The sequence below is a fragment of the Aureibaculum koreense genome (assembly GCF_034296135.1).
Taxonomy (GTDB): Bacteria; Bacteroidota; Bacteroidia; order Flavobacteriales; family Flavobacteriaceae; genus Aureibaculum.
Map to the genome: position 1 here is coordinate 25,613 of NZ_JAXKVV010000007.1, position 14,677 is coordinate 40,289.

Consider the following 14,677-nt stretch of genomic DNA (forward strand, 5'->3'; position numbering starts at 1 on the left):
CGTTGTTCGTTAATCAAACTTTCTAGAAGTGAACTACCTCTACCTAAAATCTTTACACATCATATTCGTAACCACTTGGTTTGCAGGACTTTTTTACATTATAAGGTTGTTTATTTACTTTAAGGAAGCGGAAAACAAACCTGAGCTAGAAAAAAACATTCTACAAAAGCAGTATCAATTGATGATTAAAAGGCTTTGGTATATTATAACCTGGCCATCTGCAATACTTACTTTTATTTTTGCAACTTGGTTATTGTACACACAACCAATTTGGTTATCTACCAAATGGATGTGGATTAAATTAGGCTTTGTTCTATTATTGTACCTATATCATTTTTCTTGTCAACACATGGTCAATCAAATTGAAAAAGGGTATTTAAAATATTCCGCTTTTAAATTACGAATCTGGAACGAAGTTGCCACTATTCTACTTTTTGCTATTGTATTTTTAGTGGTGCTAAAGAATTCTTTAGGTTGGATTTTTGGAACTTTAGGAATAATCGGTGTTTCCGTTCTATTGATGTTGGGAATTAAATTGTACAAAAGAATTCGAGATAAGAGAAGTTGGGATAATAAATAAGAAACGAGATTCAAAAAAATAACTCAACAGTTTGATAAAATCATTTAAAATAATAATGGTATGAGTAAATTAAAAAGTCTGATAATTATTATAATCGTTTTAATATTTATTTCGTGTGGAAATAAAAATGCCAAAACTGGAGAAGTTAAAACAGAACCACAATGGCAATCACTATTTAATGGTAAAGATTTAGAAGGTTGGGTTCCTAAATTTTATCATCACGAATTAGGAGATAATTATGCCAATACATTTCGAGTAAAAAATGGTGTTATTCAGGTGAACTATGATGACTATACCGAATTTAATGATCGTTATGGACATCTCTTTTTTAATAAATCGTTCTCATCGTACCATTTAAAGTTCGAATATCGTTTTACAGACCAATGGATGAAAGATGCTCCATCTTACACCTATAGAAATAGTGGTGTAATGTTTCATTCGCAAGATCCTAAAACCATTTTAAAAGAGCAGAATTGGCCTATTTCTGTGGAGTATCAAACCTTAGCCGAAGAAAAAGAAGGAGTAAGCAGACCCACTGGCAATATGTGTTCCCCTGGCACTGAAGTTTTTGTTAATGATGAAATGGATCCAAGACATTGTGTAAATTCCACCTCTAAAACATATCAATGGAACGAATGGGTTAAAGGAGAATTAATAGTGTACGGCGACTCATTAGTGATTCATAAAGTAAATGGTAAAGAGGTATTAAAGTATACCAAGCCTCAAATTGGTGGTGGCACTGCTGAAGGCTTTGACCCTGCAATTAAAATTGATGGTAAACGCTTAACTGAAGGTTATATTGGGCTACAAGCGGAAGGACAAGGAGTAGAGTTTAGAGAAATAAAAATAAAGGAGTTTTTGTAGCGTTTCATCACATAATATGAACGAGATAAATGTTACACCTCTTTCCTTTTTGCTAAAGCTTTAATAATAAATTCTATTAGAAAATACAACAATCCGCCATATAAGATTATTCCTCTACCCATAAAATCAATATGCATAATACCGAGAATCGCTGAAACAATGACGAGTATAGAAATTAATCCACTAATTATATTTTTCATTTTTTAATAATTATTATAATGCGACTCCTTCTTTTCTCTTATAAACGCACGTTTAATCGCCTTGATTCTTATTTTTTTAGTTGTTGCTTTTAGCAATTTACTATTTTTAATTGTTTCTATTTTTTTATCAACTTGATTTTTAACTTTATCTAAGTAATCACTTTGACCTTTATGGTGTATTTCTAAATTCATCATAGTATAAATTAACAATTACCAGTGGTTCTGCCCACCATATAAGCTATTTCGCCAACCACTAAAATAAATATTACTAAAGATATTATTGTTCTTGAGACTTTATTTACCAAAATTGTATTATTTAAATTTTAACTAAAATATAAAAAACTAATTAATTTTCACGAGTTACCATATATTATCAATTCGTACAACATCTTGTGTCTATAAGTGTTGACACTTGGAATTTAGAGTTTGAAATTTTGTTTTTATTTCTACCCCTGCTTCAAACTGCCTTCAAACGGAATCCTATTTAAAATACTTCTGCCCAAAGTGATTTCATCAGCATATTCCAACTCATTGCCCACGGAAATTCCCCTAGCTATGGTAGAAACATTAATATCTAAATCTTCCAATTGTTTGTAGATATAAAAATTGGTGGTATCACCTTCCATAGTGGGGCTTAATGCAAAAATTATTTCTTTTATTTCACCCTCTCTAACTTTGGCAACTAAACTTTCTATGGTTAAATTTTGAGGGCCAACTCCTTCAATTGGTGATATTTTTCCGCCCAACACATGGTACATCCCTCTAAATTGGGCAGTACTTTCAATAGCCATTACATCTCTAATATCCTCAACTACGCAAATCAACTCTTGATTTCTGTTTTTATTTGCACAAATCTCACAAATTTCAACATCCGAAATATTATGACAGCTTTTGCACAACTTAACGTTCTGTTTTAAACTTTGCAGAGCTTCGGTTAAATAAGTAGTCCTTTCATTAGGTTGTTTTAACAAATGTAATACCAAACGTAAGGCGGTTCGTTTGCCAATTCCTGGTAATTGAGAAACCTCGTTTACCGCGTTTTCCAATAGTTTTGAAGAAAAATTCATGGTGGCTAATTTATGAAAATTTAAGATTTAAAATTCAAGATTCGAAATTTTCACAAAAGTGTTATTAGAAATTCCGACCACCTCTCCTTTGGAGAGGTCGAAATTTTCATTTTAGAAAATTTTGGGAGAAGAAAAACTCAAAACGTGAAACTAAAAAATCCTTATATTCGTAACCTATAATAGAACCGACTTAAACTAATTTATGCAACCTTTTCACATCCTTTTATTAATCGCTGGATACTTTGGCGTATTGATATTAATTTCTTTCCTTACCGGAAAATCGGCTACCAACGAAACCTTTTTTAAAGCAAACAATAAATCGCCTTGGTATGTTGTAGCGTTTGGAATGATTGGGGCTTCATTATCTGGTGTAACTTTTATATCTGTTCCAGGTATGGTTGGTGGAGAGCAATTTGCCTATATGCAAGGTGTTTTCGGATTCTTAGTCGGTTACTTACTTATTGCATTTATATTATTACCTATTTATTATAAAATGAATGTTACTTCAATTTATCAATATTTAGAACAGCGTTTTGGCAAAGTAAGTTATAAAACTGGTGCGTTTTTCTTCTTGTTATCAAGAGTTACCGGAGCATCATTTAGATTGTTTTTAGTTGCTCTAGCCATGCAATACATAGTTTTTGAGCAAATGGGTGTGCCTTTTTGGCTGACTGTGGTTATTTCAATTGTACTTATTTGGGTTTATACTTTTAAGGGAGGTATTAAAACCATTGTTTGGACCGATACGTTGCAAACGTTAACAATGTTAACTGCCGTGGGATTGGCTATCTACCTTATTAACGATAAGATGGATTGGACCTATTTGGAATTCTTAAAAACTGATGCCTTTGCAGAAAAAGGTAAAATTTTCTTTTTTGACGACCCTAATAGCACTACTTACTTTTGGAAATATTTTATTGGTGGTATTTTTATAACCATAGCTATGACAGGTTTAGATCAGGATATGATGCAAAAAAATCTTACCTGCAAAAACAATAGTGATGCCCAAAAGAATATGATTTCCATGTCCATATTACTGGTTATTGTCAACTTTTTCTTTTTGTCATTAGGTGCGTTACTATTTATTTATGCAGAGAAATTGGGAATTGATATTCCCGTTGTAGATGGTAGAACCAGAACCGATTTATTGTTTCCTGAAATTGCCATGAACCAAGACTTGGGTACACCACTCTCCGTTGTATTTATTATAGGTCTCATTGCGGCTGCATATTCTAGTGCAGATAGTGCGTTGACTTCATTAACTACTTCGGTTTCAGTAGATTTTTTAGGTATAGAAAAGAGACAGGCAGAAAAACAAATGCCTCTGCGTAAAAAAGTACATATCGGTGTTTCGCTATTGCTGATCGTAGTCGTAATTATTTTTAATTATCTTCCCGGAAATGTGGTCAGCAACCTCTTTAAATTTGCTACCTTTACTTATGGGCCATTATTAGGGCTGTTTGTGTTCGGAATATTTACAAAACATCAAATTATAGATAAATATGCTTGGATAGTGGGGTTATTGGCAATAACGATAAGTTTTGGAATCACTTACCTGCCCGAAAGCATCATTGGAAAATATCAGTTCCATTGGGAGATTTTACCGTTAAATGGATTGATAACTTTTATAGGATTATGGCTAATTAGGAAAAAAGAAAAGGCAATTGCATAATGATGGAAAAAGACCTTAGTAACTATAGGAAAACCTATCAAAAGGATGATTTACTGGAAGAAAACACACCAGAAAACCCTATTGAATTATTCAGGGACTGGTTTTATGTTGCAGATAATGACGACAGTGTGCACGAAGCCAACGCAATGAATATTGCTACCATGGGTTTGGACGGGTTTCCTAAAAACCGTATAGTCCTTCTGAAAAAATTCACTTGGGAAGGTTTTATATTTTACACCAATTACAATTCTGAAAAAGGGAAGGCCATTTTAAACAATCCTAATATGTGTTTGTCCTTTTTTTGGCCAGCGTTGGAACGACAGATCATCATCAAGGGAAAAGCAGAAAAACTAGCTGAAAACTTATCGGACGGGTATTTTGAATCGCGTCCAGAAGGAAGCAAATTGGGAGCTTGGGCATCCAATCAAAGTGAAGTGGTATCTTCGAGAACTGAACTGGACAAAAAGTTAAAAAAATACGAAGAAAAATTTAAAGACAAGGAAATTCCACGTCCCGATTATTGGGGTGGTTTTCTTGTAAAACCAGTTAGTATAGAATTTTGGCAAGGCCGGCCCAACCGCATGCACGATAGAATTAGATATATCTTGGACAACGATTTTAACTGGAAAAAAGAACGATTGGCACCATAAAATAATTAATAGTTTCAAAAAAGAAAATGAAAACACTATACATAGTACGTCACGCAAAATCGTCTTGGACATATCCTTCTGTTCAGGACATTGACAGGCCCTTAAAAGAAAGAGGTATAAACGACGCCTATTTAATATCTGAAATTTTGCTTAAAAAAATAAAATGCCCAAGTGTATTTTTATCAAGTTGTGCCGCTAGGGCATTGCATACTGCAATGATATTTAGTTATACATTCAACTATCCGTTATCAAACTTAAAAATCAGTAAATCTTTATACAGTTTTAGTGATGGATATTTAATAAAAACGGTCAAAGCTTTGGACGACGGTTTCAAATCTGCTATTGTATTTAGCCATGACCACGGTATCAATACTTTTGTAAACAAATTTGGAGATGCTCCTATCAGCCACGTACCTACCTGTGGCGTTATCGGAATAAGATTCGATATAAAACATTGGAAAAATATGAAAAAAGGAAATACTTTTTTGCAAGAATTCCCTAAACATTACAAATAAAATGGGTTTGGAAATAAAAAAATATGCAGCCATAGATATTGGTTCTAACGCTGTCAGATTGTTAGTCGCTAACGTAATTGAAAAAGAAAATTCAACTACCCAGTTCAGAAAATCTTCGTTAGTACGTGTCCCGGTCAGATTGGGTGCCGATTCATTTACCGTTGGTATTATTTCTGAAAATAGTCAAAAACGAATGATAAATACCATGAAAGCCTTTAAACTATTGATGGATGTTCATGGTGTGGAAAAATTTAAGGCTTGTGCCACTTCCGCTATGCGTGAAGCAAAAAATGGTCAAGAAGTTGTTGAAAACATTTTTAAAGCAACTGGGGTGCAAATTGACATAATTGATGGCGAAACTGAGGCAGCTATTATTTCTTCAACAGAATTAAACCAGCTAATTCTTGGTAAAAAATCCTATTTATATGTGGATGTTGGCGGTGGCAGTACCGAACTGACTCTTTTTAGCAAAGGTAAAATTGTGGGTTCAAAATCATTTAAAATAGGTACGGTACGAGTAATTGACAAGGAAACTCATAAAGCTACCAACAAACAAATGAAAAGCTGGATTAAAGAAAGTACCATTGGCTTATCCAAAATTTCACTTATCGGATCTGGTGGAAACATTAATAAAATATTTAAAATGTCTATGAGACCCGAAGGTAAGCCACTTTCTTATGTATATATGAAAGCTCATTATAAATTTTTAAAACAAATGACCTATGAGCAAAGAATTACGGAACTCGGTCTGAATCCCGATCGTGCAGATGTAATTATTCCCGCCAGTAAAATATACATCAATGCCATGAAATGGAGCGGAGCAACAAATATCTTTGTCCCACAAATTGGATTGGCAGATGGTATTGTTAAAGCATTACATTTAGGTAAGATTTGATAGGAAAATTGATTAACGAACAACGATTAACGAGTTTTGAATTTTGAATTTAAAAACAAAATTTAATCGCTTACGATTGTCCCCTTGTGCCTCCGCTAAAGCTTTAGCGACACGCGGTGAGGAGAGCATAGGGGTGTTTTATGGTAGATTTAAAACTTAAAATATTGGTGAATCTTCTGTGGAAGCTATTTCGCAGAGATACACCGAGGAAAGAAGAAAATGACTAACGTATATTAAATTTAAAACAAGATTTAATCGCTTATGATTGTCCCCTTGAGGGGACTTTAGGGGTGTCCACGCACAGAATAATCCTGTCAAATCGTTAATCGTTAATCAACAAGGCTCTTCCACAAAATTCTCAATCCTACAATCGCTATCAAAATTGCTGTCATTCTTTTTATAACAAATGGGGAAAGTTTTGAAGTACTTAAACGTGAGCCTATTTGCCCACCAATCAACACTGTAATCATTAAAAGTAAAGCCAAATTAGTATCAAAATTAAAATCCGTGTTGTCGAAATGGGTTAGATACTGGCCAAATAATCCTGCAATTGAATTTACCAAAATAAAAAAACTAGAAGTGGCTGCAATTTTCTTAGGCGTATCCCAATGTGTTAAATGTAATAATGGTGATAAAAAAACACCTCCTCCAATACCAACCATTCCTGAAATAAAACCGATGAAACCACCTAAAACACTATTTTTTGCAACAGATATTGGCTTTATATTACCAGAGCTTTTCACCAAATAGTTGGAAATCCACATCAAAACAGCTGCCACAACTAAAGTTAGTCCCAATAAAATAAAAAAGAAGGTCTGACTAATTTTTAAATATCCACCCAAAAAAGCCAATGGAACACTCATTAATGTGAGCGGAACAATCTTTTTCCAGTTAAAATATCCATTTTTTATATAAATTAACGTCCCACCAGTTACCACTACAATATTACATAGCAAAGCAATGGCTCTAAATTGAATAAAACTTAACCCTGTTAAAGCTAAAATGGCTAAATAACTCGAACCTCCACCAAAACCTATCGAGGCATAGAGTATCGCCACCATAAAAAAGAGTAAAATAATCTCCCAATACTGAAAAAATACTGTCGAAAGTTCAGAAAATTCAACCATACGTCTAAATAATGTCACAAAATAAAGATTATATATTTATATTGCTACATATTTTACCGATTATGGCTTTAGAAAATCACAAAAAATACTGGAAAGAAAACTTAAAATACCTGGCTATACTATTATCTATATGGTTTTTAGTCTCTTACGTTTTCGGAATTTTACTAGTTGACCAATTGAATACTATAAGATTAGGTGGATTTAAACTAGGATTCTGGTTTGCTCAACAAGGTTCCATTTATGTTTTTGTAATTCTAATATTTGTGTATGTTAGATTGATGAATAGATTGGATAAAAAATATGGCTACAACGATTAATTTTTAAGATCAACCAAACTTATGACCGTACAAACTTGGACTTTAATTATTGTAATTACCACATTCGGACTTTATATTGCTATTGCTATTTGGGCAAGAGCAGGTTCAACCAAAGATTTTTATGTTGCTGGCGGTGGGGTTTCACCATTGGCTAATGGATTAGCAACCGCCGCCGATTGGATGTCGGCCGCATCGTTTTTGGGTATGGCAGGCCTTATCTCATTTAATGGTTATGATGGTTCGGTATATTTAATGGGGTGGACAGGCGGTTATGTTTTACTAGCCCTACTTTTAGCACCTTATCTCAGAAAGTTCGGTAAATTTACCGTGCCTGATTTTATTGGCGACCGATACTATTCTAACGTTGCCCGAACTGTTGCCGTTTTTTGTGCATTAATAGTTTCCTTTACCTATGTAGCGGGGCAAATGCGGGGTGTGGGATTGGTCTTTTCCAGATTTTTAGAAGTTGACATCAATACAGGGGTCATTATCGGGGTGATTATCGTGTTATTTTATGCCGTTTTAGGAGGTATGAAAGGTATAACCTACACACAAGTAGCTCAATATTGCGTACTGATATTTGCCTTTATGGTACCCGCAATTTTTATTTCCATTCAAATGACAGGAAATCCTATTCCTCAAATTGGAATGGGCGGAAAAGTAATAGGTGAAAGCACTTATTTATTGGACAAATTGGATGGGCTTTCAACCGAACTGGGCTTTGCCGCATACACCGACGGAAAAAAATCAATAATCGATGTCTTTTTTATAACGGCAGCACTTATGGTGGGCACTGCAGGCTTGCCACATGTAATCGTTCGTTTCTTTACTGTACCTAAAGTAAAAGATGCCAGAAAATCCGCAGGTTATGCCTTATTATTCATAGCTATTTTATATACAACCGCCCCAGCAATAGCTGTATTTGCCAGAACCAATTTGATTGAAACTGTTAGTGAAAAAGAGTATAAGAAACTTCCGGAATGGTTTAATAATTGGGAAAAAACAGAACTAATTCATTGGGTCGATAAAAATAACGATGGAAAAGTTCAATACTTAAATGGAGATGCTTTTTTAAAAAAAGAGAATGGGAAACCTGATTTTACCAAACCTAATCTAAAAACCAAAAATGAATTAAATGTTGATCCCGACATTACGGTATTGGCAAACCCAGAAATTGCCAACTTGCCCAATTGGGTAATTGCACTGGTTGCCGCTGGTGGATTGGCAGCTGCCCTATCAACAGCAGCGGGATTGTTATTGGTAATTTCCACATCCGTTTCGCACGATTTAATCAAAAAGCAGATTAAACCTAATATTTCGGATAAGGGAGAACTCATAGCGGCTCGTCTATCAGCAGTAGTTGCCGTAATTATTGCAGGCTATTTTGGAATCAATCCCCCTGATTTTGTCGCCGCAACAGTCGCTCTGGCATTTGGTTTGGCAGCAGCCTCGTTTTTCCCAGCCATAATCCTCGGTATTTTTAATAAACGTATGAACAAAGAAGGTGCTATTGCTGGTATGGTTGTAGGTATTTTATCCATGCTATTTTATATGCTAAAATTCAAATTCGACTGGTTTGGTGGCGGAACGGAAAAAGATTGGTGGTTTGGTATATCGCCCGAAGGCTTTGGTACCGTGGCAATGCTAATAAATTTTACAGTATCAATTATAATTTCTAAATTTACTCCTGCTCCTCCAACAGAAGTTCAAGAAATTGTAGAAAATATCAGAATTCCATCAGGGGCCGGAGAAGCTTCAGATCATTAAAAAATATATTTATCCATGAGTAATTATCACATTAAACATTTAGAAGAATATTATCAAGTTTATAGAAAATCGGTCAGAGACCCTGAAAATTTTTGGGCTGAAATAGCCGAAGAGCATTTTATGTGGCGTAAAAAATGGGATGATGTCTTGAGTTGGGATTTTTCTAAACCTGAAATAAAATGGTTCGAGGGTGCAAAACTCAACATTACCGAAAACTGTATTGATCGGCATTTGGCTACAAAAGGAGATAAAACCGCTATACTTTTTGAACCCAACAATCCAGAGGAAGAAGCTCAGCATATAACTTATAAACGATTATACGAACGTGTAAATCAACTTGCCAATGTGTTAAAAGACCATGGTATTAAAAAAGGGGACAGAGTGTGTATTTATTTGCCCATGATACCAGAACTGGCCATTTCACTTTTGGCTTGTGCAAGGATTGGTGCGGTACATTCAGTTGTATTTGCAGGATTTTCTTCAAATGCACTTTCTACTAGAATTAATGACAGTGATTGTAAAATGGTACTTACTTCTGATGGTTCTTACAGAGGTGCAAAAACTATAGATTTAAAAGGAATTGTAGATGTGGCATTAGAGGATTGCCCTTCGGTTAAAGATGTTCTAGTAGTAAATAGAATTAACTCTGAAATTAAAATGAAAGAAGGGCGTGATAAATGGTTGCAACCTTTATTGGACGACGCTTCGACCGAATGTGCTGCTGAAATTATGGATGCTGAAGACCCATTATTTATTCTTTACACCTCGGGCTCAACGGGAATGCCAAAAGGGATGGTGCACACTACAGCCGGTTATATGGTTTACACCGCTTACACATTTAAAAATGTATTTCAGTATAAAGAAAATGATGTGTATTGGTGTACCGCAGATATTGGCTGGATAACTGGCCATAGTTACATTGTTTACGGACCGCTAGCCAATGGAGCCACTACCGTAATGTTTGAAGGGGTACCCAGTTATCCTGATTTTGGACGATTTTGGGAAGTCGTTGAAAAACATAGAATAAATCAATTTTATACAGCACCAACAGCCATCAGAGCTTTGGCAAAACAACATATAGATTTTGCCGAAAAGCATGATCTCTCATCTCTAAAAGTGTTAGGTTCGGTTGGTGAACCTATTAACGAAGAAGCTTGGCACTGGTATAACGATATTATCGGCAAAAAGAAAAGCCCTATTGTTGACACATGGTGGCAAACAGAAACTGGTGGCATTATGATAACACCTTTACCTTATGTAACGCCAACAAAACCAACATATGCTACTTTGCCATTCCCGGGAATTCAGCCTGCATTGATGGATGAAAGCGGAGATGAAATAAAGGGCAATCAAGTAGATGGACGACTGTGTATTAAATTTCCTTGGCCATCCATGGCGAGAACAATTTGGGGAAATCATCAACGCTATAAAGAAACTTATTTTACGGCCTTTAAGGACAAATATTTTACAGGTGATGGAGCTTTACGTGATGAAGTTGGCTATTATAGAATTACCGGTCGTGTAGATGATGTCATTATCGTTTCTGGTCATAATTTAGGTACAGCACCAATTGAAGATGCCGTTAATGAACATCCCGCAGTGGCCGAATCAGCCATTGTAGGTTTTCCTCACGATGTTAAAGGAAATGCCCTATACGGATATGTGATTTTAAAAGAAACCGGAGAAAGCCGAAATCATGAAAACTTAAAAAAAGAAATCAATCAAATTATTACCGAACATATTGGCCCTATCGCAAAATTGGACAAAATTCAATTTACCAGTGGTTTGCCTAAAACACGTTCAGGTAAAATTATGCGTAGAATTTTAAGGAAAATAGCAAGTAGGGATATGAGTAATTTAGGAGACACTTCTACCCTATTGAACCCTGAAGTAGTTCAGGAAATTAAGGACAATGTTTTGTAATTTACCATCGGTATTTTTTTATTAAAATACTGATTTTCAAACTCTTCAACAAGCTTTTTAAAATATTTTATTTGGTTTTCTCCTCAAAAAATCGTATATTGCGAGTTATGATAGCAATAGACAAAACAGAAAATCAAGAATTATTAAAAGAATCAGTCAACTATGTCGAGAATTTAGGCTTTGAGAACATTAAAGCCGACATTGAAGGTTATGAAACACCGAAATCTTATCACCAAAAAGGTACAGATTTTAAAGTAACACCAGACATTGTTGGTGAAAAAGCGGGAAGAAAACATTATTTTGAAGTAAGTTTAAAATCAGCCGAACCCAAGAAATTAAAATCTAAATGGCGTTTTTTAGAAGTATTGACCCGCATGAAAGATAATCGCTTTAAGATTATTGCCTACAGAGGTCATTATAAATTTACCGAAGATATGTTGCAAGACATCAACCTAGACAAAAACCTTATTAAACTTTAATTTAATCATTAAATTATAATTGTTATTATAAACCCCAAGATTTCGGGGTTTCTTTTGTTTGTTTTAAACGAACTATTTTTTAATCTATTTTTCTTTTCAACAACTCATTTTGTTCTTTCATCAGTTCTGTCAAGTCATTTAACAACTCAATATCTTTAGGAGTTACAACCGTTTTATCCTTTGTGTCTTGTGCTTTGTTACGAAGTCTGTTCATAAATTTTACAACAATAAAAACGGTAAAACCGATTATCATAAAATCAAGGAAAGCTTCAAAAAGTGCTCCATAACCCAAAGCAATTTGTTCATTTATAACTTCTCCCGCACTATTCTTTTCAGCTTCTTTTAAAACTAGAACCTTATCTTGAAAATTAATACCATTCGTCAAGTAAGATAATGGAGGCATAAGCACTTTTTTAACTAAAACATCAATTATTTTATTGAATGATACCCCTATAATAACACCAATGGCCATATCCATCATATTGCCCTTGACCGCAAATTCTTTAAATTCTTTTAGTAAACCCATTTTATTATGTTTGTTGTTTTTTGATGTCAAAGATATTTATATTTTTTAACCCAGAAAGAGTTTAAAACCGTTTCTGGGTTTTCTGTTTGTTTTAAAAATGGTATTCAGAATAGTACAATATATTTATTTACCTTTGTTTAAATTGTTCATTTAACCTAATTCAAGAATGAAAAAATTAGTGTACCTATTTCTTATAATAATGGTGGTTATTACTTGTGCTAAAAAAGAAAAAACAAGCGAAATTGAAAAGGTAGATTGGAAAAAGAGAACAGCAAATATTAACCCAAAAGATTCTCTTTCATTTGGAAGGACCTATCTTTCTATCTATTCTCAAATATATAGTTTTACCGAGCATAAAACCCATAATTTGACCGCTATGGTCAGTTTAAGAAATACTAGTTTTAGTGACACTATCTACATTATAAAGGCAGACTACTACCACACCAAAGGACATTTGGTAAGAACCTATGTTAAACAACCTATTTATCTAGCACCATTGGAAACCGTTGAAATAATTATTGACGAAGCAGACATTGAAGGTGGTACTGGCTCTAATTTTATTTTTGATTGGAATATTCCAAAATCCTCTCCCGAACCTCTTTTTGAGGGAATTATGAGTTCCACAATGAGCCAACAAGGACTTTCTTTTACCACACAAGGAAAACGTATTGAGTAAATTTATAAACTAATTTCCAAAAAAAAATATCAAAATAATTTTTTTAGTTAGGATTCCTTACTATATTTGTATCAGCATTTTGCTTTAACCTTAAAACTATTATTATGAGTAAATCAACTTTTTATCACGCAGGTTGTCCTGTATGCGTAAGTGCAGAGCATGACATTATCGATTTAGTAGGTGCATCTAACATTGACATTGTACATTTAGGCGAAGACAGATCTAAAATTTCCAATGCCGAAAATGCTGGCGTAAAATCAGTACCGGCTTTGGTTACGCCAAACGGAAACGTATTGCACATTAATTTTGGAGCCTCTATGGCCGATGTTAAGGGATAATTTTTTAATCTACAAAGTTAGGATTCCTAATTTTAACGAATCCTAACTTTTTTTCAATTTAAAACTATAAAAATAAACACATGAAAAAAACAACAGCAATACTCGTATTTACATTTCTTTTTGGAATCACATTATCTTCTTTTGCACAAAAAACCGAATATAATAATGACAACTTCTCCATTCAAGGAGTAACGGTAATCCATCAAGAAGATTTGGGTTTAACCATTTGGGAAATTAATGTAAAAGGCTTGGCGGGAAAAACAACACCTACCCCTGCGGGACAAATGGATGGAGCTCCCGTTTTGGGTTATGTGTTTCCAACTTCCTTAAAATCAACAGATGTTGGTTTTGGAGAAACGGAAGGTATAGTTGCTCTCGCTTTAACTTCACATCCTGATTTTGACGATACTCCTTTATGGGATGAAAACACAGATAATATATTTGACAATGATGGTGTAATATGGCATCCGCATTGGGTAATTCTAGTTGAAGACAAGCGTGTTGAAGGTGGTTTAGCCGTAAAACAATTTAAAAAAGACGATAAAACAGTAGTTTTACCACCTACCAATCCTGACATGCCAATGTACATGGATTCTCCTGGTTATCCCGTAAAGACAATCAACAATACTATAAAGGTAATTGTTCCAGATTATCGTATCAACAATAAAACAGATTTTAGTTATGATGGTGTTGCAGCATTTATGAAAGTAAATACTTCCAATACTGAATTACCCATGCTCGGTGTTTATAAAGTTTATAGCGTCGCTAGTGGCGATTTATCATTACCTTACAAAGTAAAATAAAACTATGGAAGTATCAGTCTGGGACACCTATGTGAATAGAGAAAATGGCAAACGCATGCACTTTGACATTTTAGTACCATCTTCGTTGAATGATGAAAATATCATTTTCGGATATGGCATTTCTTATTTAAAAAGTAAACCTTTTAAAACTGGTAAACTAACCGCAAATGAATGTAAGTTTTGTCATTTAGAAAATGCTCCAACAAATGTTGTTGATGTCATTTCTAAACAGGGTTATTATATTATAGAAATGCAAAACTGCGATTAGACATTATTTA

Annotated in this window: 19 protein-coding genes; 14 read left to right on the top strand and 5 right to left on the bottom strand. The window is 34.2% G+C overall.

Features of this window, described 5'->3' with window-relative positions:
• Positions 1 to 28 precede the first annotated feature (28 nt).
• Positions 29 to 580, top strand: a complete 552-nt coding sequence (locus UMM65_RS08170; protein WP_321976013.1) for a CopD family protein — start codon at positions 29 to 31, stop codon at positions 578 to 580.
• 60 nt (positions 581 to 640) lie between these two features.
• A complete protein-coding gene (locus UMM65_RS08175; RefSeq protein ID WP_321976014.1) occupies positions 641 to 1,444 on the top strand; it encodes a 3-keto-disaccharide hydrolase in 804 nt (267 codons plus the stop codon).
• 32 nt (positions 1,445 to 1,476) lie between these two features.
• Here the strand turns inward: UMM65_RS08175 and UMM65_RS08180 are convergent, their stop codons facing one another.
• The 3 genes from UMM65_RS08180 to recR form a co-directional block, all read right to left on the bottom strand.
• The gene (locus tag UMM65_RS08180; protein WP_321976015.1) at positions 1,477 to 1,644 is read right to left on the bottom strand and encodes a hypothetical protein; all 168 of its coding nucleotides are present in this window, start codon (positions 1,642 to 1,644) and stop codon (positions 1,477 to 1,479) included.
• A 3-nt stretch (positions 1,645 to 1,647) separates the two neighbouring features.
• Positions 1,648 to 1,839, bottom strand: a complete 192-nt coding sequence (locus tag UMM65_RS08185) for a hypothetical protein (RefSeq protein WP_321976016.1) — start codon at positions 1,837 to 1,839, stop codon at positions 1,648 to 1,650.
• Between the two features lie 251 nt (positions 1,840 to 2,090).
• A complete protein-coding gene (recR, locus tag UMM65_RS08190; RefSeq protein ID WP_321976017.1) occupies positions 2,091 to 2,711 on the bottom strand; it encodes a recombination mediator RecR in 621 nt (206 codons plus the stop codon).
• A 202-nt stretch (positions 2,712 to 2,913) separates the two neighbouring features.
• On the opposite strand from recR, the gene UMM65_RS08195 reads away from it, so the two are divergent.
• The 4 genes from UMM65_RS08195 to UMM65_RS08210 are packed head-to-tail and all read left to right on the top strand — an operon-like array spanning position 2,914 to position 6,443.
• Positions 2,914 to 4,383: a sodium:solute symporter gene (locus UMM65_RS08195; RefSeq protein ID WP_321976018.1), complete on the top strand. Its 1,470-nt coding sequence runs from the start codon at positions 2,914 to 2,916 to the stop codon at positions 4,381 to 4,383.
• A 2-nt stretch (positions 4,384 to 4,385) separates the two neighbouring features.
• Positions 4,386 to 5,033, top strand: coding sequence for a pyridoxamine 5'-phosphate oxidase (pdxH, locus tag UMM65_RS08200; RefSeq protein ID WP_321976019.1), 648 nt, complete (start codon positions 4,386 to 4,388; stop codon positions 5,031 to 5,033).
• A gap of 26 nt (positions 5,034 to 5,059) precedes the next feature.
• The gene (locus UMM65_RS08205) at positions 5,060 to 5,548 is read left to right on the top strand and encodes a SixA phosphatase family protein (RefSeq protein WP_321976020.1); all 489 of its coding nucleotides are present in this window, start codon (positions 5,060 to 5,062) and stop codon (positions 5,546 to 5,548) included.
• 1 nt (position 5,549) lies between these two features.
• Positions 5,550 to 6,443 carry a Ppx/GppA phosphatase family protein gene (locus tag UMM65_RS08210; RefSeq protein WP_321976021.1) on the top strand — a complete coding sequence of 298 codons (894 nt, stop codon included), beginning with the start codon at positions 5,550 to 5,552 and terminating at the stop codon, positions 6,441 to 6,443.
• A gap of 329 nt (positions 6,444 to 6,772) precedes the next feature.
• Here the strand turns inward: UMM65_RS08210 and UMM65_RS08215 are convergent, their stop codons facing one another.
• Positions 6,773 to 7,588 (bottom strand): sulfite exporter TauE/SafE family protein, encoded by an 816-nt coding sequence (locus tag UMM65_RS08215; protein WP_321976022.1) that lies wholly within the window; start codon positions 7,586 to 7,588, stop codon positions 6,773 to 6,775.
• A gap of 44 nt (positions 7,589 to 7,632) precedes the next feature.
• Here UMM65_RS08215 and UMM65_RS08220 point away from each other — a divergent pair, with 44 nt between their 5' ends.
• The 4 genes from UMM65_RS08220 (at position 7,633) to UMM65_RS08235 (ending at position 12,056) form a co-directional block, all read left to right on the top strand.
• A complete protein-coding gene (locus UMM65_RS08220; protein WP_321976157.1) occupies positions 7,633 to 7,887 on the top strand; it encodes a DUF4212 domain-containing protein in 255 nt (84 codons plus the stop codon).
• 21 nt (positions 7,888 to 7,908) lie between these two features.
• Positions 7,909 to 9,654 (top strand): sodium:solute symporter family protein, encoded by a 1,746-nt coding sequence (locus tag UMM65_RS08225; protein ID WP_321976023.1) that lies wholly within the window; start codon positions 7,909 to 7,911, stop codon positions 9,652 to 9,654.
• A 15-nt stretch (positions 9,655 to 9,669) separates the two neighbouring features.
• On the top strand, positions 9,670 to 11,577 hold the full coding sequence (gene acs / locus UMM65_RS08230; RefSeq protein ID WP_321976024.1) for an acetate--CoA ligase: 1,908 nt from the start codon (positions 9,670 to 9,672) through the stop codon (positions 11,575 to 11,577).
• 107 nt (positions 11,578 to 11,684) lie between these two features.
• Entirely contained in the window at positions 11,685 to 12,056 is a 372-nt protein-coding gene (locus tag UMM65_RS08235) for a hypothetical protein (protein WP_321976025.1), read from the top strand.
• A gap of 79 nt (positions 12,057 to 12,135) precedes the next feature.
• Here the strand turns inward: UMM65_RS08235 and mscL are convergent, their stop codons facing one another.
• On the bottom strand, positions 12,136 to 12,582 hold the full coding sequence (gene mscL / locus UMM65_RS08240; protein ID WP_321976026.1) for a large conductance mechanosensitive channel protein MscL: 447 nt from the start codon (positions 12,580 to 12,582) through the stop codon (positions 12,136 to 12,138).
• Between the two features lie 166 nt (positions 12,583 to 12,748).
• Between mscL and UMM65_RS08245 the strand changes: the two genes are divergently transcribed.
• The 4 genes from UMM65_RS08245 to UMM65_RS08260 all read left to right on the top strand — a co-directional run bounded on the left by UMM65_RS08245 (position 12,749) and on the right by UMM65_RS08260 (position 14,667).
• Complete coding sequence (locus tag UMM65_RS08245; protein WP_321976027.1) at positions 12,749 to 13,258, top strand: DUF3124 domain-containing protein; 510 nt, start codon at positions 12,749 to 12,751, stop codon at positions 13,256 to 13,258.
• Positions 13,259 to 13,362: 104 nt separating this feature from the next.
• The gene (locus UMM65_RS08250) at positions 13,363 to 13,596 is read left to right on the top strand and encodes a thioredoxin family protein (protein WP_321976028.1); all 234 of its coding nucleotides are present in this window, start codon (positions 13,363 to 13,365) and stop codon (positions 13,594 to 13,596) included.
• A gap of 80 nt (positions 13,597 to 13,676) precedes the next feature.
• Positions 13,677 to 14,399, top strand: coding sequence for a hypothetical protein (locus UMM65_RS08255; protein ID WP_321976029.1), 723 nt, complete (start codon positions 13,677 to 13,679; stop codon positions 14,397 to 14,399).
• A 4-nt stretch (positions 14,400 to 14,403) separates the two neighbouring features.
• Positions 14,404 to 14,667: a DUF2024 family protein gene (locus UMM65_RS08260; protein WP_321976030.1), complete on the top strand. Its 264-nt coding sequence runs from the start codon at positions 14,404 to 14,406 to the stop codon at positions 14,665 to 14,667.
• Positions 14,668 to 14,677: the final 10 nt, after the last annotated feature.